We start from the raw sequence: 22,775 nt of genomic DNA on the forward strand, positions 1-22,775 counted from the left end.
CTAAAAATGAAGGCGTCTGGGACTCAGACGCCTTTTTTTGGTACTATGTCCGATGTATGTTATAAAGCAACCCATTTTTTATCAGCGACTGAATTTATATGTGATGATGAAGTTTAAGCTATTCTTTATTGTTCTGTTTTGCAGCCTTTCCCTTTCGGCCTTTTCCCAGTTGACGTATGGTACAACCGGGCTGTTGCATGCGCCCTCTGCGGAGATGCAGCGCGACAAGACTTTCATGGTCGGCGGCAACTTCCTGAACAAGGAGCTCACACCGCCCACCTGGTACTATCATACCTACAACTACTTCCTGAACGTCACCATCTTCCCCTTTCTGGAAGTGGCCTACACGTGTACGCTCTTCAAGGCGGAGGCGTTGGGATTGAAGCCATACGGGTACAGCGGATTCACGAACCAGGACCGCTACTTTTCCGCCCGTCTGCGTGTGTTGAAGGAGGGGCAGTTCTGGAAATACATGCCGGCTGTCGTGCTGGGGACGTCCGACCCGTTCACTTCTTCCGGCGGCGGCCAGGTAGGCACCACGGAAGGTAACGGCTATTACAGCCGTTTCTATATTGCCGCCTCCAAGCATATACCCGTTGTGGGTAAGGAGGAGATCGGTGTCCATCTTTCCTACCTTTACAACAACCGCAAGGAGTACAAACTGAATGGCTTTGCACTGGGTGTCACCTACAATCCCTCCTTCCATCCGCAGTTGAGGGTGATAGCGGAGTACGACTCCAAGGACTTTGCTTTGGGAGCCACTTATCTGCTGTTCAAGCATCTGCATGTGCAGGTCGAAATGCAGAGGATGAAATATTTCACGGGAGGGCTGACATACAAAATTCATTTGAAATAATTAATGAAAAAATCAGCGGAGGGATGTTTGATACTATCAGACATCCCTTTTTCTGTATTATATATGTAAGATTAACGGAGGAATTCAAATTTTAATCGTAATTTTGTAGCCCATTATGAGTAGAATAATAGCCATAGACTACGGTCGGAAACGTACGGGAATAGCCGTGAGTGATACATTGCAGATGATTGCGAATGGACTGACAACTGTGCCTACACACCAATTGTTGCAGTTTCTTCTTGATTATGTGGCTAAGGAGCCGGTAGAGCGTATCTTGGTAGGCCTTCCTAAGCAGATGAATAATGAGGCTTCGGAAAACATGAAGAATATCGAACCTTTTGTCCGTTCGCTGAAGAAGAAACTGCCTGACATGCCGGTTGAATATGTAGACGAGCGTTTTACTTCTGTTCTGGCTCATCGGACGATGCTTGAGGCCGGATTGAAAAAGAAAGACCGCCAAAATAAAGCACTGGTGGATGAAATCAGTGCAACTATTATTCTGCAAACTTATTTAGAGAACAAACGTTTCTCTTTTTTATAATGTATAGAAAGTAATTTGTAATTAGTAATTTGTAGTAAAGGAAATGATTTTACCCATTTATGTGTACGGCCAGCCCGTATTGAGAAAGGTAGCAGAGGATATTGCCCCGGACTATCCGAATTTGAAAGAACTTATTGAGAATATGTTTGAAACGATGGACAATGCTGAAGGTGTGGGACTTGCTGCACCGCAAATAGGTTTGCCTATCCGCGTAGTAACCATTAATCTGGATGTCTTGTCTGATGATTTGCCAGAATATAAAGATTTCCGCAAGGCGTATATCAATGCCCATATTCTGGAAGTGTCCGGTGAGGAAGTTTCTATGGACGAGGGCTGCTTGAGCCTTCCAGGAATTCATGAATCAGTGAAGCGTGGCAACAAAATACGCGTGCAATACCTGGACGAGAACTTGGAACCGCACGATGAGATTATCGAAGGTTACCTGGCACGCGTGATGCAGCACGAGTTCGACCATCTGGAAGGAAAGATGTTCATCGACCATTTGTCTCCGTTACGCAAGCAGATGATTAAAGGAAAACTGAATGCCATGTTGAAAGGCAAGGCACACTGCACTTATAAGGTGAAAACCGTAAAGAAATAAGTTTAACCATATAATATGGTATAAAAGGCTCAAAAAATATAAAAAGTGTTCCGCTAATCCCGACAAGTAAACGAAAAACGTTACTTTTGTTTCGTTTACAAGCATTTATAAAACAAGATGATAAAAAAAATACTGACGGCTATTTTGCTGTTACCCACATTGTTGTATGCACAAATCAATACGGAACGGGTGATGACCATTGCTCGGAATGCATTGTATTTTGAGGATTACGTGCTTTCTATCCAATATTTTAATCAGGTAATCAACGCGAAACCTTATTTATATGAGCCTTATTTCTTCCGTGGACTGGCAAAAATCAATTTGGATGACTATCAGGGAGCGGAGAGTGATTGTGATGCTGCGATTCAGCGGAACCCTTTTGTGGTAGGTGCTTACCAAATCAGAGGATTGGCACGTATCCGTCAGAACAAGTTTGACGAGGCGATTGAAGATTATAAAACTGCCATCAAATACGACCCGGAGAATGTGGTGCTTTGGCATAATCTTTCCCTTTGCCATATTCAGAAAGAAGATTATGAGGCGGCTAAGGAAGATTTGGGTACGCTTCTGACAATTGCCCCCAGATATACACGTGCCTATCTGATGCGCGGGGAAGTCTCCCTGAAACAGAATGATACGATACAAGCTTTGCGTGATTTTGACAAAGCCATCGATATGGACCGTTATGACCCGGATGGATGGGGGGCAAGAGCCATTGTACGCCTCCAGCAGGGGAAATATAAAGAGGCTGAAGCTGATTTGGACCAGTCTATCCATCTGAGTGCAAAGAATGCCGGTAACTATATCAACCGTGCCTTGGCGCGTTTCCATCAGAATAATTTGAGAGGCGCCATGAGTGACTATGATTTGGCTTTGGATATTGATCCGAATAATTTTCTCGGGCACTACAACCGCGGTTTGCTGCGTGCCCAGGTGGGCGATGACAACCGGGCAATAGAGGATTTTGATTTTGTGTTGAAGATGGAACCGGATAACATGATGGCCACCTTCAATCGTGGTTTGTTACGTGCGCAGACGGGGGATTACCGGGGAGCTATCAGTGACTATTCCAAAGTGATTGCAGAATATCCTAACTTTATGGCCGGCTATTATCAGCGTGCCGAAGCCCGTAAAAAGATTGGCGACCATAAGGGAGCCGAGCAGGATGAGTTCAAAATCATGAAGATGCAGATAGACAAGCGTAACGGTGTTTCTTCTGGTGACAAAAAGGAAGGTGACGACAGTAAGGATGTTGCGGATAATTCCTCGGAAAACTCCAATGGAGATGGTGGGAAGACCCGTAAGAAATCCGACAAGAACATGGAAAATTATCGGAAAATTGTAATAGCGGACGATTCGGAAGCTGACCAGCGTTATAAGAGCGATTATCGCGGACGTGTACAAGACCGGAATGTGACCATCAAGCTCGAGCCGATGTATGCTTTGACTTATTATGAGAAACTGAGCGATGTGAAGCGTATCGTACATTATCATAAGTATATTGAGGAACTGAACCATTCGAAACTGTTCCCGAAGCCACTGCGCATCACCAATATGGAAGCTCCGTTGACGGAGGAACAAGTACGCTTCCACTTTGCTTTGATAGACGCTCATACGTCTGATGTGGTGGCTGACGAGAAGAACGCCAAGAAACGTTTCATGAGAGGTCTGGATTTCTATCTGGTTCAGGATTTTGCCAGTTCCATAGATGACTTTACAAAGAGTATCTTGTTGGACGACACTTTCTTCCCGGCATACTTTATGCGTGCTTTGGTGCGTTATAAGCAACTGGAATATAAAAAGGCCGAAGCCACAATGAGTGAAGGTGCCACTTCGGGTACAACGGAAATGAAGAAGCCTGAAGTGACAGCCATTGATTATGAAGTTGTGAAGAATGACCTGGATCACGTTATTCTATTGGCTCCTGATTTTGTCTATGGCTATTATAACCGTGGCAATGTGTCTTCGTTACTGAAGGATTACCGTGCCGCCTTGGCGGATTATGACAAGGCGATTGAGCTGAGTCCCGATTTTGCTGAAGCATACTTTAACCGTGGGTTGACGCACATCTTCCTGGGGAATAACAAACAAGGTATTGCCGATTTGAGTAAAGCCGGAGAGTTGGGCATTGTCTCGGCCTATAATATCATAAAGAGGTTTACAGATACACGGGAATAACATTTTTTTGCTAAAAAATAGAATATCAAAAAGAATTAGCTATTTTTGCGTTCTGAAAAATGAAATATACATATAAACTATGATAAAGATAACATTTCCAGACGGCTCTGTTCGTGAATATAACGAAGGAGTAACGGGACTGCAGATTGCAGAAAGCATCAGTTCGCGATTGGCACAAGACGTGCTGGCTTGTGGCGTGAACGGAGAAATTTATGATTTGGGGCGTCCTATCATGCAAGACGCTGAAGTGGTTCTTTATAAATGGGAGGATGAGCAGGGTAAGCATGCCTTTTGGCATACCAGTGCCCACTTGCTGGCCGAAGCTTTGCAGGAACTCTATCCGGGCATCCTGTTCGGTATAGGTCCTGCTATCGAAAACGGTTTCTACTATGATGTGGACCCGGGTGAAACGACTATCAAGGAAGCTGACCTGCCAGCCATTGAGAAAAAGATGGCTGAACTGGTGGCTAAGAAAGAAGCGGTTGTCAGACAAGACATTGCCAAGGCGGATGCTTTGAAGATGTTCGGTGACCGTGGAGAAACTTATAAATGCGAGCTGATTTCCGAATTGGAAGACGGCCACATCACAACTTATACGCAGGGTGCATTTACCGACTTGTGCCGTGGCCCTCACTTGATGACCACAGCTCCTATCAAGGCTATTAAGCTGACTTCCGTTGCCGGTGCTTATTGGCGTGGACAAGAAGACCGTAAGATGATGACCCGTATCTATGGTATCACCTTCCCGAAGAAGAAGATGCTGGATGAGTATCTTGTTCTGCTGGAAGAGGCAAAGAAGCGCGATCACCGTAAAATCGGTAAGGAGATGGACTTGTTCATGTTCTCCGACACTGTAGGTAAGGGACTCCCGATGTGGCTGCCCAAAGGTACTGCACTGCGTATCCGCTTGCAGGACTTCTTACGTCGCATCCAGGCCCGTTACGATTATCAGGAAGTAATGTGTCCACCCATCGGCAACAAATTGCTTTACATCACTTCCGGCCATTATGCAAAATATGGTAAGGACTCCTTCCAGCCCATACATACGCCGGAAGAAGGGGAAGAGTACTTCTTGAAACCGATGAACTGCCCTCACCACTGTATGATTTACAAGAACTCACCCCGTTCTTACAAAGACCTGCCTTTGCGTTTGGCAGAGTTCGGTACGGTTTGCCGTTACGAGCAGAGTGGCGAGTTGCACGGTCTGACACGTGTACGTAGCTTTACGCAGGATGATGCGCATATCTTCTGCCGTCCGGACCAGGTGAAGGATGAGTTCCTCCGTGTCATGGACATTATCTCCATCGTGTTCGAATCTATGGACTTCGAGAACTTCGAGGCACAGATTTCCTTGCGTGACAAGGTGAACCGCGAAAAATACATCGGTAGCGACGAGAACTGGGAAAAAGCAGAACGAGCCATCATCGAAGCTTGTGAAGAAAAGGGGCTGAAGGCAAAAATAGAATATGGAGAAGCCGCTTTCTATGGTCCTAAACTGGACTTCATGGTGAAGGATGCCATCGGTCGCCGTTGGCAGCTGGGTACCATCCAGGTGGACTACAACCTGCCGGAACGTTTCCAGCTGGAATATACCGGTGCTGACAATCAGAAGCACCGTCCCGTAATGGTTCACCGTGCTCCGTTCGGCTCCATGGAACGCTTCGTGGCTGTGCTTATTGAGCATACGGCCGGTAAGTTCCCGTTGTGGCTGACTCCTGACCAGGTTGCCATCCTGCCTATCAGCGAGAAGTTCAACGACTATGCGCATGAAGTGAAACAATACTTGAAGCGATATGACATCCGTGCCATTGTGGATGAGCGCAATGAAAAGATTGGTCGTAAGATTCGTGACAATGAGATGAAGCGTATTCCGTACATGCTGGTTGTAGGTGAAAAGGAGGCTGAAAACAAGGAAGTTGCTGTCCGCAAGCAGGGAGAAGGTGATAAAGGAACCATGAAATTTGAAGAATTTGCCAAAAAAATGAACGAAGAAGTTCAGAATATGATAAATAAATGGTAACTTTGCGCCCAATTGTAGAAGCATAGCATATATTAGATGTTCTAAAGTTCGCTTTTACTTAACAAAAACATTAATTTGGGAATAGTAAATAAGAAACAAACTGGAAGTAAACGTTATTTAATGAAGAATGACAGCTTAAAAGGGCAACATCGGATTAACGAACAAATCCGGGCCAAAGAAGTCCGCATAGTGGGCGATGAAGTAGAACCAAAAGTGTATCCGATAGCGCAGGCTTTAAGACTTGCTGAAGAACATGAAGCGGATCTCGTGGAGATTTCTCCAAATGCACAACCCCCTGTTTGTCGTATTATTGATTATTCTAAATTTCTTTATCAGTTAAAGAAGCGTCAGAAAGAGCAAAAGGCAAAGCAGGTAAAAGTGAACGTGAAGGAAATACGTTTTGGACCTCAGACAGATGATCATGACTATAACTTCAAGTTGAAGCATGCTAAAGGCTTTTTGGAAGATGGTGACAAGGTGAAGGCCTACGTATTCTTTAAAGGACGTTCCATCTTGTTCAAAGAGCAAGGTGAAGTGTTGCTGCTCCGTTTTGCCAATGATTTGGAAGACTATGCGAAGGTAGACCAAATGCCGGTTTTGGAAGGAAAGAGAATGACAATCCAGCTCTCTCCGAAGAAAGTGGCGGCACCTAAGAAGAGCGCGGCTCCCAAGCCTGCAGAAGATGCGCCAAAGGCTGCGTCGGCTGAAACCGAAGAAGAATAAAGAAGTGAGTAACGCCATAGGTATAGTGCGTTGCCATATAATTTAATAATTAAAAAGTTTAAAAAAGATGCCAAAGATGAAGACTAACTCCGGTTCTAAAAAGAGATTTACTCTTACCGGAACAGGTAAAATCAAAAGAAAGCACGCTTTTCATAGTCACATCCTGACTAAGAAAACTAAGAAGCAGAAAAGAAACTTGTGCTACTCTACACTTGTTAGTACAACAGATGTAAGCCAGGTGAAAGAGCTCTTAGCAATGAAGTAATTGAAAAGCGTACAAAAGTATTAAAGTTATTAACCGAATGCATTAGCTTTAAGTCCGCTGCGTGAAGTAACGGCGCTAACATTCAAAAACAAGTAAAACTATGCCAAGATCAGTAAATCATGTTGCTTCTAAAGCAAGAAGAAAGAAAATTTTGAAATTGACCAGAGGTTACTTTGGTGCAAGAAAGAACGTTTGGACCGTTGCCAAGAATACTTGGGAAAAAGGTTTGACCTATGCGTTCCGTGACCGTAAGAACAAGAAGAGAAACTTCCGTGCTTTGTGGATTCAGCGTATCAACGCTGCCGCTCGTCTGGAAGGTATGTCTTACTCTAAGCTGATGGGCGCTTTGCACAAAGCTGGTATCGAAATCAACCGCAAAGTGTTGGCTGATTTAGCGATGAACCATCCGGAAGCTTTCAAGGCTATCGTTGCTAAAGCAAAGGCTGCATAAAAACAGTTAGCAGATAAATTACGAGGTGCTGATTACTCTTTTGGTAGTCAGCACTTTTTGTTTTCTGATACTCCGGGGAGGGGTTAAAACTTGAAAAGGACTTGAAACAATTTACTGCTTTTACTTGTTTCTTTCATAGAAACTCATTACCTTTGTTATAGAAAAAATAGCCGCATTGATTGGATCGGGAAACTCATCAATTTTTATGAAATACCGAGACAAGCTTCGCTTCTCAATGGCGGGCCACGCCCTTCGGGGTAACTCTTGAGTCGGTGGATTACAAAGAGGAGGAGCACTCAAATCATGTCATACGGAGTTTCATCACATCATCGGTGCGGCTTTCTATAAAAGAGGAACGGTAATCTGTTTGGATAACCGTTCCTCTTTCGTTTTATGCGGATGTGGGTGATTGTGAAACGATGATACGTGATGCTGAAACAGATGATGTGTCAAGGGAAGATAGATGATGTGTTTATACAAGACAGACCATCTGTATCGGGTGAACAGATGGTCTGTTTTGAAAAGAGTTTTTTTAAGTTTATTTGTTGTCCCGTAAGTCTTTTACCCTGACGGCTTTTCCTTCGCTCTGCGGCAAGGAACCTTTCTTTACCAACCGTAACTTCGGAGTTACCAGAATCTCGTCTTTCAGCTGGCGGGTAATGGCTTTGCTAATCTTTTGTAGCTCGATGTAATTGTCAGTAGAGAGGTCGCTAAGTTCAACTTCCACAATCATCTCATCCTGGTTATTGACCGTTTCGAGCGTGATGAGGTAATTGCTGCCCAATTCGGGGAATTGTACCAGCACCTTTTCCACCTGCATGGGGAAGATATTGACTCCCTTGATGATGAACATATCGTCGCTACGGCCTTTGATGCGGTCTATACGGATGTGGGTACGTCCGCAAGGGCACTTGCCGGGCAGGATGCGGGTAAGGTCGCGTGTACGGTAGCGGATGAGGGGCATCATCTCTCTGTCCAGCGTTGTCAGTACCAGTTCGCCGATTTCACCTTCCGGTACGGGTTCGCCGGTTTCCGGGTTAATGATTTCGACCAGGTAGCAATCTTCCCAGAAGTGCATGCCGTCTTGTTCGGTGCACTCGAAGGCTACGCCGGGACCGTTCATTTCAGTCATACCAAAGCTGTTATAGGCTTTGACGCCAAGCATGCGTTCAATCTTTCTGCGTTGCTCGTCTGTGTGGGGTTCGGCACCGATAACAAGCGTTTTCAGACTTGTGCCGGCGGGGTCCATCCCTTCTTCCTGGAATACCTCTGCCAAGCGGATGGCATAGCTGGGAATGGCATGCAGGGCAGTGGTCTTGAAGTCGGTGATGAACTTTATCTGACGCTTGCTGTTTCCGGCAGCGGCAGGAACAGTCAGCGCACCCAGACGTTCGGCTCCATACTGAAAGCCCAGTCCTCCGGTGAACATGCCGTAACCGGAGCTATTTTGGAAAACATCCGTCTTACGGATACCTACCATATAGAGGCAGCGTGCCACTAAGTTAGCCCAAGAGTCCAAATCGTGTTGGGAGTGTACGATGACCGTCGGCGTGCCCGTAGTGCCACTGGAAGAATGGATACGTACTCCGTCCTCACGCATATCGCCTGCTACTAATCCAAAAGGATAATTGGCGCGCATATCGGCCTTGGTAGTAAACGGTATCTTACGTATGTCTTCTATAGACCGGATGCTGTCGGCAGTGATGCCATGCTCTTGGAATACCTTTTTATAATAAGGAGAGTTGGCGGCAATGCTGACAGTCTTTTTTAACCGTTGCAGTTGCAGTTCGCGCAACTGCTCACGGGGCATCGTTTCAATCTCTTCTTCCCAGTATTTGTTATTCATGGTATGTTGAAATTTAGAGTCAATTATAGTTTACATCAGTTTTTCAGCAATCTCTTTGCCGGCAGCCAACGCTTTGAGGTTCAGCTCTACAATGGCGTCGCCCTTGCGTTGGAAGATTTCGCGGATGCTGTCTTGCACCTTTGCGTAGTCGATGCCGAGGAAGGGGATGGTGGCGCCCAGCAGTACGATGTTCGCTACGCGGGGAGAGCCGACTTCTTTTGCCACTTCGTTTACGTTCAGCATGATTTTATGCGGCAGCTTGTTGATTTCGGCCTTGATGTCTTCTTCTGCCGGATAGTTGGGAATGTTGATGAAGGGGGCTTCATTGGTCACCAGCCAACCTTCGGGGCTGAGGTAGGGGAGGTAGCGCAGTGCTTCCATCGGTTCCAGGGAGATGATGAGGTCGCATTTTCCTGTGGGAATGAGGTCCGAAGCGATGGATTGGTCGCTGATGCGCAGGTTGGACTGCACGTCGCCGCCTCGCTGGCTCATGCCGTGTACTTCTGCCTGCTTCATGTAGAGTCCGTCCTTGAGGGCTGCTTTGCCGATTACGGTGGCGATGGAGAGGATACCTTGTCCTCCTACGCCGGAAAGTATGATGTCTTTTTTCATGGCTTTACTTGTTTCTTTTTTTGCGTGCTAATGTTTGGATGCATTCTCTGCGGGGGATGATGACGGATACGCCGTGGTGCTCGATTTCTTCCCGGATGATTTGCTTCATCTCTTCGTAGTTCTTCTTCAAGGGCACTACGACGCGGATGTGTTCGGGAGCTACACCGATGCCGGCGCAGATGGCTTCCAGACGTCCGGTGCCGGCAGAGTCTTGTCCTCCGGTCATGGCGGTGGTTTCGTTGTCGGAGATGACGATGGTGACGTCGGCGTTTTCGTTGACGCAATCCAGCAGTCCCGTCATGCCCGAGTGGGTGAAGGTGGAGTCGCCGATGACGGCTACGGCAGGATGCAGGCCGGCATCCGAAGCACCCTTCGCCATGGTGATGGAGGCGCCCATATCCACGCAAGAGTTAATGGCGTTGAATGGGGCATTGGCTCCCAGCGTGTAGCAACCAATGTCGCTGAACACCTTATAAGTGGGATATTCTTCTTTCAATACTTGGGTCAGCACCGTGTACATGTCGCGATGGCCGCAACCCTCGCACAAAGCGGGCGGGCGCATCTCTACCAAAGAAGGAACGCTGAATTCAGCCTTGTTCTCCTTGCCTACGGCACGTGCCACGCTGTCCGGGTTCAGCTCTCCGTCTTGTGAAAGAGTGCCGTCCAAACGGCCTTTTACTTTGATGCCGATGCCCAGATAGCCTTTTAGCTGTTTTTCTACGAACGGTTGTCCGTCTTCCAGTACCAGAATCTCGTCACATGCTTCTACCAGCTGCATCAGCTGTTTCTTGGGCAACGGGTATTGTCCGATTTTCAGTACCGGATATTCGCAACCTTCGGGATAGTTCTCCATCAGGTAGTTGTAGCCGATGCCGCATGCCACGATACCCAGCTTTTTGTTGGGGCCGTCGGTATATTTGTTGTAAGCGGAGTTTTCAGAAGCTTTGATAAATTCGTCCTGGCGTTGCAGCAATGCTTTGTAACGTTTGCGTGCATTACCCGGCAGGAGGATGAACTGACGCGGGTCTTCGCTGAAGGAAATCTCATTCTGCGGTTGTTGCTCCTTGCGCTCTACGCCGGAACGGGAGTGTGCCAGGCGCGTAACCATGCGCATCAGGATGGGTTCGCCGGTCTGTTCGGAGAAGTTGAATCCGTTGTACACCATGTCGTATGCTTCCTGCTGGTTGCTTGGTTCGTACATCGGGATGAGGGAGAAGTCGCCATAGAAGCGGCTGTCTTGCTCGTTTTGTGAGGAGTGCATGCTGGGGTCGTCGGCAGCAATGACTATCAGACCACCTTTTATGCCGGTAATGGCAGAGTTGATGAAACAGTCGGCAGCTACGTTCATACCCACGTGCTTCATGCACACCAATGAACGCTTACCTGCAAAGGACATGCCCAGGGCAGCTTCCATCGCAGTTTTCTCGTTAGAGCACCAGCGGTTATGGATATTCTTTTCGGCAGTAATCGGTGCCATCTGAATATATTCGGTGATTTCCGTAGAAGGAGTGCCGGGATAGGCATATACACCCGAAAGTCCGGCATCTAATGCAGCTTGTGCAATGGCTTCATCGCCAAGTAAGAGTTGCTTGCTCATATCTGAATATTTAAGTGTTAGTCATGGATTAATATTTGACGCAAATATAGGATTTTGCTTTTATTTTATCAGCAGATTACTTGAAAATCTTTCTTTCGTTTAATGCATTCCAATATTTTCTTGCATTTTTCATGTGCTCGGCATAATTGGATGCAAAGTTATGGGTGCCCGAGAAGTCCTCTTTGGCACACATGTAGAGGTAGTTGTGTTTCGTATGGTTCAGCACAGCATCCAGCCCGATGGGTGAGGGGATGCGTATGGGACCGGGAGGTAGTCCGGTGTTGAGATAGGTATTGTAGGGGGATTCTACTGCCAGATGGGCATTCGTAATTCTCCGCAAGCCGAAGTCCTGCAAGGCAAATTTGATGGTAGGGTCGGCTTGCAGGGGCATGCCGGTGTGCAGGCGGTTGATGTAGAGCCCTGCCACCATTGGTTTTTCGGGAGTGTTGTTTGTCTCTTCCTCGACGATGGAGGCAAGGGTGCAGACTTCCGTCGGGGTCATTCCGATGGCGGTGGCTTTGTCTAAGCGTTCCTGGTTCCAGAACTTCTGGTGCTCTTTTTGCATTCTTTCGAAGAACTCTTCTGCACTCATGTCCCAATAGACTTGGTAGGTTTCGGGGATGAAGAGGCAGGGCAGGGTCTCTTTGTTGTATCCCAGTTTTTGTTGGAATGCGGAGTCGTTCATCAATCCGGCTATTTCGGCGGAGTCTATCATGAGCTGTTTGCCTACGCTGCGTGCCAGCCGGTCCAGTGTGCGTACGCTGCCGACGGTGAGATTCGTAGGTTCTTGATATCCGCGGTACAGACGGCTGAATACGTGATATACGTTTTCCCCCGGCCGGATGGTGTAGCGTCCGGTGTGTATATTTTCGGAATATTTCTTGTATTGGGCCATCCAGCGGAAGCCGGTGAAGCTTCGAGGATGGCCTTGTTGTTCCACCTTATTATATATGGAGTCGGCGGTGTCGTCGCGGTCTATATAGATATAGACTGTCTTTTTCGGATGGAATTGCGGGGCAAACAGATAGTAGTATACTGTTCCTGCACAAGCTGCTCCAATAAGAATCAGTGCGACGAATGTTCCGATAATGATTTTCTTCTTTTCCATTTTGTTTTACTGCATCTTTAGTCGGGCAAAGTTAGTAAAAAATGGAGTGAAAACCATCAAGTCATATCAGTTAATTCGATAGCTGACAAAGGCTATGCGTTTGCTGTCCGGTGCCCATGAGTTGACATTGATGGTGCCTTGTCCGCCGAAAAGCTTTAACAATGTCTTGGGTTCTCCACCGTTTGCGGGCATTAGGCGCAGCTCTACGTTCTTGTTTGCCAGGTGCTCTCCCGGTTCCAGGTCACCTTTGTAGTAGGTGATGAATACAACGGATTTTCCGTCAGGGGAGATGTGGGGGAACCAGGAGTTACGGGTTTCGTCAAAGGTCATCTGGGTCTGTTCGGAGCCGTCTGCCTTCATGCGCCAGACTTGCATGAGTCCGGTGCGTACGGAATTGAACCAGATGTATTGTCCGCAGGGGGAATATTCCGGTCCGTCATCCAGACCTTCGGCAGTGGTCAGGCGGGTTTCTTCACCTCCTTCCGCCGGGATGGTATAGACGTCATAGTTGCCGTTTCGTTCGGCGCAATAGGCAAGCTCTTTGCCGTCGGGGCTCCAACCGTGGAGGTAGCTGGGAGCCATAGGTGTTATTAAACGGGGAGTGCCGCCCGTGATGGGAAGTGTATAAATGCGCGATTTATAGTCTTCTTTCGTCCCGTGGCTGATGGCTATCTGCTGTCCGTCGGTCGAGAGGACGTGGTCGTTGTTGCAGTTTTGGGCAAATCCGGTGTTTATCAGTTCCGGTTCGGCAGGCGAGGTGGGGGAAAGGCGGTAAAGCTTTCCTTCGCTGTTGTATAGCAGCCATTGCCCGTCGGGCGTCCAATTGGGAGCTTCAATCCGGTAGGGAAATTCTTTTACGACGGTCCGGTTACCGTTGGTTACATCCAGTATTTCGAGGACGCTGGTAATCTCGTTTTTTTGTTGAGCGGTTGCGGTCAGTGCAACAGTTGCAAAGAAGGGGATTAGATAGGGTTTCATGTTCATATCGTATTTAATAAATCTCCGCAAGATACATTTTTTATTGGAAACTACATAGTCGGAGCATGCTTTTTTCAGAGAGAATCTGTAGTGATGGTCGAATGCGTAGTGCTTATCATATGAATAGTCTCCGGGATTCTTGAAATAGTTGTCCACATACTGCCAGTTGTCGGTGTCGAGCGGCGTGTGCGAAGTCATGTACGATAGGGAGCTTTTGTCTCTACTATCTCGCTGTCCAGACTAATCAGGTCTTTGCCCAAGCGGACAATGCGGGCATGTAGTCGGTGCCGACTTCCCTCTTTCCGCCTCCACCGAATGACAACCATCCTGTACCTTCGTCATCTATCACGGCACCCGGGTCGAAAGGAGCCCTGCAGTGGCCTAATCCTTGGGTGAACTGGCTCACCAGCATACGTCTTACCGTCCGATTCCACCCGCGATACGATGGATGGCGCCCATGAGGCTATACCCCATGGCGAGAGGGCCTTTACGTCAATCAGTCCGTGATAAGTCCAATTTACCATGTCATCGGTGGACAGCATGACCAGTGAATGGGATGTATTGGTATGTGTTTTTGCCGTATTTTCCCACACTGTCCAGTTGCTGGGTGTCATTGGTTCCATACACATAGAGCCTTCCGTTGTATTCCACCGATGTCGGGTCGGCCACAAAAATGAAATCCAACAGCGGGTTGGCGTTTCCACTGAAGAATTGGGGTGATTCTACCGGACGCGTGTCTTTCTTTCTTGAATCGGAAAGCGCCCACACATCATTTCCTGCGGATATAGCCGCCAGCAGCAAAGCCGCTGTAAATAACTTGATTCTTTCCATTTTTTTATAGTATGTTATAGAAACCTATGGTAGCCTTTTGATTTTGGCTTGTGTTCTTCAATCACCTCAATCCTTTATTTAAGATTGAAAAATCGGGTTATTGAAAAGTTGCCGCAAATATTGGGAATTACTATGTATAATATAAGGTGTATTATGTTTTTAATAATGTGCCTATATGTTTCAAGTTATCATTGTAATCAGATGGTGCTGTTTTAAACTAGCTTTACTTGCTTTGGGATAATTATGCGGCTATGGATTAAACTGTTTGGAAGGGCATTGTGTTTTATGCAAATATATTCGTAGAAGAGCGTTTTTTATTCTAACAATTCTTGAAAAGAAAAAGCACTGATTATTCCAGATAATCAGTGCTTGAATATCGAGCCGCTAGCCAGACTTGAACTGGCGACCTACGCGTTACGAATGCGTTGCTCTACCAACTGAGCTATAGCGGCAATAAGCTTTTGTTTACGGGGTGCAAAGGTACATCTTTATTTGAAAAGGCAAAAAGAATCTCTGTTTTTTTTAGAAATATTTTAGTGGGATAATTTTCTATTTGAATGTCCTGAACTTTATTGCCATAAAAATTGGATAATAAAACGAAAAGAAGCATCTTTGTCGTAGGTCCTATAGCAAATAAGTCTGATACTGATTATGAATTTAAGAATCTATTATAAATATCTTTCTTCACGCATAGCGTCCAAATGGACGGTGTTGTTGGTAGATGTAATTATCGTTGTGATTTCCATGCTTTCTGCATGTTTTTTGCAATATAGGCTTTCGTCCGTATCTTATGAAATTTCTTTGTATGTATGGCTGACCATTTTGGCTGTCTTGTGTAATGTCTGTTTCTTTCATATTCTCCGTACTTATGTGGGTGTTATCCGTTTTTCCTCTTTTGTGGATATTTATCGTGTGCTTTGGAGTCTTACGATAAGCTATGCTGTACTGTTTTTAGGGAATTACTGTTGGTCTGTTTCGGGGCTTGGAGAAACTTTGCCGAACAGCATTCTGTTTATGGCATATATGTTCACCTTCTCTCTGATGGCTTGTATGCGCATTGCTGTGAAGATGCTTTATGAAGCTATTGCTTTTGATGCACGTCATTGCGTGAATGTTTTTATTTATGGATTCCATGGGACTGGAGTCAATGTTGCAAAATCCTTGAGAGTTAGTCGTAATAATCATTATCGCCTGCGTGGCTTTATTTCGGACGAACCTGATATGATAGGTAAACATACGATGGGATGCAGGGTATATCCCAATGATGAGCAGCTGTTTGACCGTCTAAAGAAAAAGAAAGTGGATACAATCATTATCTCTCCAAGCAAGGTGTCGGATTTGGAAAATTCCGGAATGCTGGATAAACTGTTCTCTCATGATATTCATGTAATGACCGTTCCTCCCTTAAGCGATTGTATGGACGATGGACTGATAAAGGACATTCAAATAGAAGATTGGCTCCGTAGAGAACCGGTGCAAGTTGACATGCGTAAAATTACGGCCCATATCGAGGGGCGTAGAGTAATGGTTACGGGAGCGGCGGGAGCTGTAGGAAGGGAAATCGTTCGCCAGTTGGCTACACTGAATCCTTATCAGTTGATTCTGGTAGATCAGGCAGAATCCCCATTGTATGATGTACAGTTGGAATTGTCTGATCATTGGAAGAATCTGGAGGTCCGTGTATTGGTTGCAGATGTTGCTAACCGTACGCGTATGGAGGCTATATTTGAAGAAACACGTCCTCAACTTGTTTTTCATTCTGCTGCGTATAAGCATGTACAACTGATGGATGATTTTGTATCGGAGGCAATTCAAACGAATATATCGGGGACAGTGAATATTGCGGACCTGGCGGCAAAGTATAGAGTGTCCCGTATGGTTATGATATCTGCTGCTAATGCACGTCATCCGGAGAATGCTATGGAATATAGTAAGCGTGTGGCGGAAATATATGTGCAATCATCTGATTGCAGGTTGAAACGCGACACAAGGGAAACTGATATGTTCATAGTACGTTTGGGTGAGGTGTATCCGACGAATACTCATTGTTTGATTACCTTGTCTGAAGCTTGTATGCTCACCCTGGAAGTGGGAGTCATGGGGGATGGGGGAGAAGTGTACATTGTGGGAGGGCCTGGGGATGGACTTTTGGATTCTGTAATCGGTGAAAAGATAAAGCGTGAAAAGGCATCTGTTGATGATTATGAACATGTGCGGGAAGAAGTGCTGGCCTTGGTGCAACATAGTTATACTGAAAAAAAGGCTATTTTGATTGGACTAATGAAAAAAATAGTGCCAATTTTTCCGCTTTCTTCTACCCGATGAAAAGACGTGAAAGTGACAGTTTTTTAATGCTTTTTCTGAAACTTAGAGGTGGAATAAATGTATATTATAAAAATAATATATTACCTTTGTGCCCGATTTATATTTATTACAAGAACTCAAAAGATTAATCAGAATATCTTATGCGTAGATTAATAACACTATTCTTTTTGGTATTTACTTTGTCAGGGGTAGCTTTTGCTCAGCAGATGTCAGATGATCAGGTTGTTCAGTATGTAAAAAGCGCTCAGCAGATGGGCAAAAATCAAAAGCAGATTACTACTGAATTAATGCGGCGGGGAGTGACAAAGGAACAAGTTGAAAGAATTCAGAAAAAGTATGAAAACTCTAAATCTGGAAGTCCGCAGAGCAATACCCAAGATGAGAAGCGTTCTCGTCAACGTGGTGAAATGAGTGGCGTAGTCAAAGGGCTGCGTACAACTTCGGAAACTTATTCTGCCAGACAAACGGATGTTGCAGGGGATTCTTTACAAATGATGGATAATCGTTCCTTGTCTCAAGAGAAGGAAACAGAGGATCCGACTTCGCAAATTTATGGTCATAATATTTTTACTAACGATAATTTGACTTTCGAACCCAATGTGAATGTTGCTACTCCCGAGAATTATCGTCTGGGGCCTGGTGACGAGGTGATTATTGATGTGTGGGGAGCTTCTGAAACAACGATTCGACAAACAATCTCTCCGGAAGGAAGTATTCTTGTGAATAATTTAGGACCGGTTTATCTGAGTGGCAAAACTGTAAAGGAAGCCAATAATTATTTGAAACAAGAATTTGCCAGAATATATTCTGGAGTAACCGGAAATGTTCCGTCTACCCAAGTTAAACTGACATTAGGAGAAATACGTTCTATTCAAGTAAACGTTATGGGTGAAGTTGTGGTGCCCGGAACTTATACCCTCTCATCATTTGCTTCCGTATTTCATGCTTTATATCGTGCAGGTGGTGTGAACCCGATTGGTAGTTTGCGCAGTATTAAAGTGATTCGCAATGGAAATACAATAGCGGATTTGGATGTTTATGATTTACTTATGAAAGGAAAAATGAAGGATGACATCCGTCTGCAGGATGGTGATGTAATTCTTGTGGATCCTTACCAGTCACTGGTACAGATATTAGGTAAGGTAAAACGTCCGATGTTTTATGAAATGAAACCCACTGAAACCGTAGGTACATTATTGAAGTATTCAGGTGGTTTTACGGGTGATGCTTATAAGAAAGCATTACGTATAATCCGTAAAAGTGGACGTGAGCATCAAATTTATAATGTGGATGAGATGGATTATTCCGTATTCCGCGTAGATGACGGTGATAAGATAACGGTTGATTCCGTTTTACAGCGTTTTGAGAATCGTGTGGAAATCCGCGGTGCTGTATATCGTGAAGGTTTGTATCAGTTGGACGGTACGATGAATACAGTGAAGCAGCTGATTAAGAAAGCGGAAGGACTTCGCGGAGATGCATTCTTAAACCGTGCTATAATCGATCGTGAACTTGAAGACTTGTCGCATGAGGTTATACAAGTAGATGTGAAAGGTTTGCTGAACGGGACGGCTGCAGATATTCCTTTGCAGAAGAATGACATTTTATATATTCCAAGTATTCATGACTTGAAGGAAGAAGCTACACTTACCATTCATGGTGAAGTTGCCAATCCGGGTACATATCTTTATTCTGATAAAATGACAGTAGAGGATTTGGTGTTGCAGGCTGGTGGCTTGTTGGAGGCGGCGGCTACAACAAAGGTTGAAGTTGCACGGCGCATGAAAGATCCGAAGAGTACATCTTTCAGTACTACAGTAGGCCAGAATTTCTCTTTTGATTTGAAAGATGGCTTATTGGTGGGAGAAGGAAGCCAGGATTTCCATCTTGAGCCTTTTGATGAAATTTATGTTCGTAAGAGTCCGTCCTATTTTAAACAACAGAATGTTATGGTGGGCGGAGAAGTCCTTTTTAGCGGTAATTATGCACTATCGAAAAAGAATGAACGTTTGAGTGACTTGATAGCTAAGGCTGGTGGAGTAACTCCCGATGCTTATATAAAAGGAGCGCGTCTTATACGTAGGATGACCGAAGAAGAATTCCGCCGTAAGGAAGATGCTCTGCGTATGGCGCAAGCGGGAGGCGGAGATTCCATATCTGTAAAAAGATTGGATTTGTCCGATACCTATTCTGTAGGTATAAATCTGGGAGAGGCCTTGAAAAATCCTGGTTCAGATGCTGATATGGTGCTTCGCGAGGGAGATGTATTATTTGTTCCGGAGTACGTAAGTACAGTGAAAATCAACGGTGCTGTAATGTATCCGAATACAGTTTTATATAAAAAGGGTGAAAGCTTGAAATATTACATCAACCAGGCTGGTGGCTTTGGTAATGACGCCAAGAAACGCAAGGTCTATGTAATATACATGAATGGTACAGTTTCTCGTTTAAGAGCAGGAAACAAGAAAGCCATTGAACCTGGTTGTGAAATAATTGTTCCAAGTAAAGAACAGAAAAAGAAGATGACTACTGCTGAAATTCTGGGAATGGGAAGTACGACAGCTTCTATTGCAGCGATGATTGCGACTATGGTTAATCTCTTTAAGTAATTTGAATTATGAGCGAAGAAAGAATACAAAACATAACTTCTCCACAACCAGAGGAACAAGAAATAGATTTGATAGAACTGGCCCAGAAAGTATGGGCTAGTCGCAAATTGGTTTTTAAGGCGTGTGGTATCGCTGCCCTTGTTGGACTGGTTGTTGCATTTAGTATTCCTAAGGAGTACTCTACAAGTGTGACGTTGGCTCCAGAGAGTGGTGGCAAATCTGGTGGCGGAAGTATGGGAGCCCTTGCAGCCATGGCGGGTATCAATTTGGGTACTTCTTCTGGTGAAGATGCTTTGTCACCCGAACTTTATCCTGATATTGTAAGTTCTACTCCTTTTCTGATTGAACTGTTCGATGTTAAAGTCAAGGATCAGAAAGCAAAAGTAGACACGACTTTATATGCTTATTTGAAAGAAGAACAGCGTTCTCCTTGGTGGAGTGCAATTTTCTCCGCTCCTTTTAAGGTGTTGGGATGGACATTGTCTTTGTTTAAGGATGAACCGGAAGAGGGGGATGCAAAGCTGGATCCTTTTCGTCTTACTAAAGATGAGTCTGCCATTGCAGATGCTTTAAGTAAACGTATCTCTGTTTCCGTAGACAAAAAGACAGGTGTGACAACCTTGTCTGTTACTATGCAGGATCCTTTGATATCTGCTTCGCTGACGGATACCGTGATGCATTGCCTGCAGAACTACATCACAGATTATCGGACTAATAAGGCTCGTCATGATTTGGCATTTACCGAAAAACTTTATGGAGAAGCAAAGGCCAGTTATGAGTCTGCCCAGAAGAAATACGCAAATTTTGTAGATGCAAACCAGAATATAATATTGCTGAGTTATCGCGCAGAGCAAGAGCGTTTACAGAATGAAATGAATTTAGCCTATCAAGTATATACACAAGTGTCTCAACAATTGCAGATGGCAAGAGCTAAGGTGCAGGAGATTACACCGGTATATACGGTTGTCCAGCCGGCTACGGTACCTTTGAAGCCTGCAAAGCCCAATAAATTGATGATTTTGATCGGCTTCATGTTCTTGGCAGGTGTCGGCAGTGTGGGATGGATATTATTTGTAAAAGATTTATTAAAGGGATGGAAAAAGCAAACAATATGATGACGGATAATGATATGATGTGCTGGCATGCATTGTACACAGCACCCAAGTCTGAACATAAGTTGATGCAGCGTTTGAATGCTGCGGGATATACTACATATTGCCCGATGCAGGCTGTGTTTGTAAAATGGAAAGGGCATACCCGGAAGGTGATTACTCCTCTTTTTTCCGGATGTTTGTTTGTTGCCGGTAATGTGTCGGAAGTTACCTCTTTGGCTTCCTCGCAGAAGGCTGCTATATTAGTAGATAATGAAGGAAAAAGTTTGTCTATTGAGGCGGGTAAAGCAGAACTTCCTGCCAAGTTTGCCCAATTGCTGAAGTTATGATGAAGCTGATAACAGAAGAGCTGCTGGATACCGTTACTTCACAAGCTAAGGAGAACTCCCGTTTACGTATGAATTATAATTTTCATGCGTCTATGGATGCTCCTATTCATCGGTTGCTGAATGCTTTGGAACCGGGAACTTATCTTCCTCCTCACCGTCATACAGATAAGGAAGAAACTTATCTGGTTTTGCGCGGGAGTCTGCTGGCATTTTTTTATGATGATGCCGGTAATGTAACAGATAAGGTATGCCTCAATCCTTCGGAAGGTAAATATGGTCTGGAAATTCCTTCTAATACATGGCATAGTATTATTGCCTTGGAGTCAGGTACCGTTATTTTTGAAATTAAAAAAGGCCCATATCAGCCTCTACCCTCAGAGGATTTGGCTTCGTGGGCTCCTCAGACTTCTGATACGGAAGGAATAAAGGCTTTTATGAAGCGGATGTTGGAACTTTAGCTCTCAAACATCCTGCTTCGTGCAAGCATACATGCCCCTACAATACCCGCCTTGTCTTTTAGTTTGGAAGTTATAATAACCGAATCTTTGTTTACTAGATTCAGAGAATATTTTCTCACAGCGGTTTTTATAGGCTGTGTAATGTAATCCCCAGTCAATGACAGTGTTCCTCCTATAATTACCAGTTCAGGATTGAATAGATTGATTAATCCTGCAATTTGTTTTCCTAACTTTTGGCCAATTTCTTCCACAATTTCAATACAGAGTAAATCTTCCTGGTTTACTGCTGCAATAATTTCGTCCAGTGTGAGTGGGTCTTCTTTAGTGGCTATACGACTGGATAATATGGAACATTCTCCGTTGTTGATACGTTCCAACAAAATACGATGCAAAGCAGAACCGGATGCTTCTGTTTCCAAGCATCCTTTTTTGCCACAGTGGCATAGAATCTCATTGTCGAACACATTAATATGTCCGAACTCTCCTGAAAATCCAGATTTGCCGGTATAGACTTTTCCATCTATAATGATTCCAATACCAAGTCCCCAACTCACATTTACGAAAATAATATTTTTCTCTCCTTTAACGCAGCCTTGCATATACTCTCCATAGGTCATGGCACGGGTATCATTATCTATGCAAACGGAATATCCAATTTTCTTAGCTAATACTTCTGCTAACGGAAGTTCGGAAAAGTTAAACATGCTGAAGCTGTAACCTGATTCAGGATTAACTCGCCCTGATATATTGATACAAATGTTTAATACCTTTTCTGGATTGATTCCTGCTTTCTTTGTAAAATTACTGATGAGTTTACATAGTTTCTCCAAGGCTTCCTGGGTATTTTCAAACTTATATGGGATATTCATTTTCAGTTCTACCATATCACCCTTGAAATTAATAAGTCCAATATTAATGGCAAACTTTTTGATGTCTACTCCTATAAAATAGCCTGATTCAGGATTGAGTCCATAGAGGCTGGGATGACGTCCTCCACTAGTTTCTAACTTTCCGTAATCATTAATATAGCCATCATCGCACATTTCGCTGATAAATTTGGTTACTGTAGGCACACTTAAATCCAGCTCTTTGGATAAATCAGTAATGGTGGAACTACCATTGTATATATAATGCGTAATGATCCTCTTTTTGAGAAGAGCATTCTTGCTTCCCATTTCTATTTCTTTTAATAGCGCTTGGTTCATAGTGATACTTTTATGTATTTCTGCCAAATATACTAAAATAATTTTGTAAATTGTTGTATCTCCTTATGAAATGATATAATTTCTATCATTCTGAGAGAATATTTTATTTTATATTAATTAAATAAGTTAA

21 protein-coding genes and 1 tRNA gene are annotated in these 22,775 nt (G+C 44.6%); 13 read left to right on the forward strand and 9 right to left on the reverse strand.

Going from position 1 to position 22,775, the window contains the following annotated elements; genetic code table 11:
* Positions 1 to 103 precede the first annotated feature (103 nt).
* The 8 genes from NQ510_RS11295 (at position 104) to rplT (ending at position 7,635) form a co-directional block, all read left to right on the forward strand.
* Positions 104 to 856 (forward strand): YjbH domain-containing protein, encoded by a 753-nt coding sequence (locus NQ510_RS11295; RefSeq protein ID WP_034523133.1) that lies wholly within the window; start codon positions 104 to 106, stop codon positions 854 to 856.
* 115 nt (positions 857 to 971) lie between these two features.
* Entirely contained in the window at positions 972 to 1,397 is a 426-nt protein-coding gene (ruvX, locus tag NQ510_RS11300; RefSeq protein WP_005827870.1) for a Holliday junction resolvase RuvX, read from the forward strand.
* A gap of 43 nt (positions 1,398 to 1,440) precedes the next feature.
* The gene (def, locus tag NQ510_RS11305) at positions 1,441 to 1,998 is read left to right on the forward strand and encodes a peptide deformylase (protein ID WP_005827872.1); all 558 of its coding nucleotides are present in this window, start codon (positions 1,441 to 1,443) and stop codon (positions 1,996 to 1,998) included.
* A 117-nt stretch (positions 1,999 to 2,115) separates the two neighbouring features.
* Positions 2,116 to 4,176, forward strand: a complete 2,061-nt coding sequence (locus tag NQ510_RS11310; protein WP_005827873.1) for a tetratricopeptide repeat protein — start codon at positions 2,116 to 2,118, stop codon at positions 4,174 to 4,176.
* A gap of 79 nt (positions 4,177 to 4,255) precedes the next feature.
* Positions 4,256 to 6,196, forward strand: a complete 1,941-nt coding sequence (thrS, locus tag NQ510_RS11315; RefSeq protein WP_005827875.1) for a threonine--tRNA ligase — start codon at positions 4,256 to 4,258, stop codon at positions 6,194 to 6,196.
* A gap of 120 nt (positions 6,197 to 6,316) precedes the next feature.
* Positions 6,317 to 6,919, forward strand: a complete 603-nt coding sequence (infC, locus tag NQ510_RS11320; RefSeq protein WP_005827878.1) for a translation initiation factor IF-3 — start codon at positions 6,317 to 6,319, stop codon at positions 6,917 to 6,919.
* 67 nt (positions 6,920 to 6,986) lie between these two features.
* Complete coding sequence (rpmI, locus tag NQ510_RS11325; RefSeq protein WP_005827880.1) at positions 6,987 to 7,184, forward strand: 50S ribosomal protein L35; 198 nt, start codon at positions 6,987 to 6,989, stop codon at positions 7,182 to 7,184.
* 100 nt (positions 7,185 to 7,284) lie between these two features.
* Positions 7,285 to 7,635, forward strand: coding sequence for a 50S ribosomal protein L20 (gene rplT / locus NQ510_RS11330; RefSeq protein ID WP_004289896.1), 351 nt, complete (start codon positions 7,285 to 7,287; stop codon positions 7,633 to 7,635).
* Between the two features lie 538 nt (positions 7,636 to 8,173).
* Here rplT and NQ510_RS11335 read toward each other — a convergent pair.
* From NQ510_RS11335 to NQ510_RS11370, 8 genes are all read right to left on the reverse strand, one after another.
* On the reverse strand, positions 8,174 to 9,481 hold the full coding sequence (locus NQ510_RS11335) for a phenylacetate--CoA ligase (protein ID WP_005827882.1): 1,308 nt from the start codon (positions 9,479 to 9,481) through the stop codon (positions 8,174 to 8,176).
* A 30-nt stretch (positions 9,482 to 9,511) separates the two neighbouring features.
* The gene (locus tag NQ510_RS11340) at positions 9,512 to 10,093 is read right to left on the reverse strand and encodes an indolepyruvate oxidoreductase subunit beta (RefSeq protein ID WP_005827884.1); all 582 of its coding nucleotides are present in this window, start codon (positions 10,091 to 10,093) and stop codon (positions 9,512 to 9,514) included.
* Between the two features lie 4 nt (positions 10,094 to 10,097).
* Positions 10,098 to 11,690 carry a thiamine pyrophosphate-dependent enzyme gene (locus tag NQ510_RS11345; protein WP_005827886.1) on the reverse strand — a complete coding sequence of 531 codons (1,593 nt, stop codon included), beginning with the start codon at positions 11,688 to 11,690 and terminating at the stop codon, positions 10,098 to 10,100.
* Positions 11,691 to 11,766: 76 nt separating this feature from the next.
* Positions 11,767 to 12,798: an endolytic transglycosylase MltG gene (mltG, locus tag NQ510_RS11350; protein ID WP_005827888.1), complete on the reverse strand. Its 1,032-nt coding sequence runs from the start codon at positions 12,796 to 12,798 to the stop codon at positions 11,767 to 11,769.
* A 66-nt stretch (positions 12,799 to 12,864) separates the two neighbouring features.
* Positions 12,865 to 13,776 carry a TolB family protein gene (locus tag NQ510_RS11355; protein WP_034525590.1) on the reverse strand — a complete coding sequence of 304 codons (912 nt, stop codon included), beginning with the start codon at positions 13,774 to 13,776 and terminating at the stop codon, positions 12,865 to 12,867.
* Positions 13,777 to 14,020: 244 nt separating this feature from the next.
* Complete coding sequence (locus tag NQ510_RS11360) at positions 14,021 to 14,188, reverse strand: hypothetical protein (RefSeq protein ID WP_005827893.1); 168 nt, start codon at positions 14,186 to 14,188, stop codon at positions 14,021 to 14,023.
* A gap of 113 nt (positions 14,189 to 14,301) precedes the next feature.
* A complete protein-coding gene (locus tag NQ510_RS11365; RefSeq protein WP_005827897.1) occupies positions 14,302 to 14,607 on the reverse strand; it encodes a hypothetical protein in 306 nt (101 codons plus the stop codon).
* 379 nt (positions 14,608 to 14,986) lie between these two features.
* Positions 14,987 to 15,059 (reverse strand) — tRNA-Thr (locus NQ510_RS11370).
* 199 nt (positions 15,060 to 15,258) lie between these two features.
* On the opposite strand from NQ510_RS11370, the gene NQ510_RS11375 reads away from it, so the two are divergent.
* The 5 genes from NQ510_RS11375 to NQ510_RS11395 all read left to right on the forward strand — a co-directional run bounded on the left by NQ510_RS11375 (position 15,259) and on the right by NQ510_RS11395 (position 21,440).
* Complete coding sequence (locus NQ510_RS11375; protein ID WP_008662990.1) at positions 15,259 to 16,932, forward strand: SDR family NAD(P)-dependent oxidoreductase; 1,674 nt, start codon at positions 15,259 to 15,261, stop codon at positions 16,930 to 16,932.
* Positions 16,933 to 17,072: 140 nt separating this feature from the next.
* Positions 17,073 to 19,541 (forward strand): SLBB domain-containing protein, encoded by a 2,469-nt coding sequence (locus NQ510_RS11380; RefSeq protein ID WP_005827906.1) that lies wholly within the window; start codon positions 17,073 to 17,075, stop codon positions 19,539 to 19,541.
* Positions 19,542 to 19,549: 8 nt separating this feature from the next.
* The gene (locus tag NQ510_RS11385; protein ID WP_005827908.1) at positions 19,550 to 20,656 is read left to right on the forward strand and encodes a Wzz/FepE/Etk N-terminal domain-containing protein; all 1,107 of its coding nucleotides are present in this window, start codon (positions 19,550 to 19,552) and stop codon (positions 20,654 to 20,656) included.
* Positions 20,635 to 20,982, forward strand: a complete 348-nt coding sequence (locus tag NQ510_RS11390) for a UpxY family transcription antiterminator (protein WP_005827910.1) — start codon at positions 20,635 to 20,637, stop codon at positions 20,980 to 20,982. Before NQ510_RS11385 ends, NQ510_RS11390 begins: the two co-directional genes overlap by 22 nt.
* The gene (locus NQ510_RS11395; RefSeq protein ID WP_008662999.1) at positions 20,982 to 21,440 is read left to right on the forward strand and encodes a WbuC family cupin fold metalloprotein; all 459 of its coding nucleotides are present in this window, start codon (positions 20,982 to 20,984) and stop codon (positions 21,438 to 21,440) included. The genes NQ510_RS11390 and NQ510_RS11395 overlap by 1 nt, the downstream gene beginning before the upstream one ends.
* Here NQ510_RS11395 and NQ510_RS11400 read toward each other — a convergent pair.
* Positions 21,437 to 22,645: an ROK family transcriptional regulator gene (locus NQ510_RS11400; protein ID WP_005827914.1), complete on the reverse strand. Its 1,209-nt coding sequence runs from the start codon at positions 22,643 to 22,645 to the stop codon at positions 21,437 to 21,439. The genes NQ510_RS11395 and NQ510_RS11400 overlap by 4 nt on opposite strands.
* Positions 22,646 to 22,775 lie beyond the last annotated feature (130 nt).

The organism is Bacteroides uniformis (assembly GCF_025147485.1).
GTDB lineage: Bacteria > Bacteroidota > Bacteroidia > Bacteroidales > Bacteroidaceae > Bacteroides > Bacteroides uniformis.

Coding starts and splice junctions, on each gene's coding strand:
- NQ510_RS11310 (WP_005827873.1), top strand. CDS start 2,116: ATGATAAAAAAAATACTGACGGCTATTTTGCTGTTACCCACATTGTTG.
- NQ510_RS11400 (WP_005827914.1), bottom strand. CDS start 22,645: ATGAACCAAGCGCTATTAAAAGAAATAGAAATGGGAAGCAAGAATGCT.
- mltG (WP_005827888.1), bottom strand. CDS start 12,798: ATGGAAAAGAAGAAAATCATTATCGGAACATTCGTCGCACTGATTCTT.
- NQ510_RS11355 (WP_034525590.1), bottom strand. CDS start 13,776: ATGAAACCCTATCTAATCCCCTTCTTTGCAACTGTTGCACTGACCGCA.
- NQ510_RS11335 (WP_005827882.1), bottom strand. CDS start 9,481: ATGAATAACAAATACTGGGAAGAAGAGATTGAAACGATGCCCCGTGAG.
- NQ510_RS11295 (WP_034523133.1), top strand. CDS start 104: ATGATGAAGTTTAAGCTATTCTTTATTGTTCTGTTTTGCAGCCTTTCC.
- NQ510_RS11375 (WP_008662990.1), top strand. CDS start 15,259: ATGAATTTAAGAATCTATTATAAATATCTTTCTTCACGCATAGCGTCC.
- rplT (WP_004289896.1), top strand. CDS start 7,285: ATGCCAAGATCAGTAAATCATGTTGCTTCTAAAGCAAGAAGAAAGAAA.
- ruvX (WP_005827870.1), top strand. CDS start 972: ATGAGTAGAATAATAGCCATAGACTACGGTCGGAAACGTACGGGAATA.
- def (WP_005827872.1), top strand. CDS start 1,441: ATGATTTTACCCATTTATGTGTACGGCCAGCCCGTATTGAGAAAGGTA.
- NQ510_RS11345 (WP_005827886.1), bottom strand. CDS start 11,690: ATGAGCAAGCAACTCTTACTTGGCGATGAAGCCATTGCACAAGCTGCA.
- NQ510_RS11395 (WP_008662999.1), top strand. CDS start 20,982: ATGAAGCTGATAACAGAAGAGCTGCTGGATACCGTTACTTCACAAGCT.
- NQ510_RS11365 (WP_005827897.1), bottom strand. CDS start 14,607: ATGGAAAGAATCAAGTTATTTACAGCGGCTTTGCTGCTGGCGGCTATA.
- NQ510_RS11385 (WP_005827908.1), top strand. CDS start 19,550: ATGAGCGAAGAAAGAATACAAAACATAACTTCTCCACAACCAGAGGAA.
- rpmI (WP_005827880.1), top strand. CDS start 6,987: ATGCCAAAGATGAAGACTAACTCCGGTTCTAAAAAGAGATTTACTCTT.
- thrS (WP_005827875.1), top strand. CDS start 4,256: ATGATAAAGATAACATTTCCAGACGGCTCTGTTCGTGAATATAACGAA.
- NQ510_RS11360 (WP_005827893.1), bottom strand. CDS start 14,188: ATGCTGGTGAGCCAGTTCACCCAAGGATTAGGCCACTGCAGGGCTCCT.
- NQ510_RS11380 (WP_005827906.1), top strand. CDS start 17,073: ATGCGTAGATTAATAACACTATTCTTTTTGGTATTTACTTTGTCAGGG.
- NQ510_RS11340 (WP_005827884.1), bottom strand. CDS start 10,093: ATGAAAAAAGACATCATACTTTCCGGCGTAGGAGGACAAGGTATCCTC.
- NQ510_RS11390 (WP_005827910.1), top strand. CDS start 20,635: ATGGAAAAAGCAAACAATATGATGACGGATAATGATATGATGTGCTGG.
- infC (WP_005827878.1), top strand. CDS start 6,317: ATGAAGAATGACAGCTTAAAAGGGCAACATCGGATTAACGAACAAATC.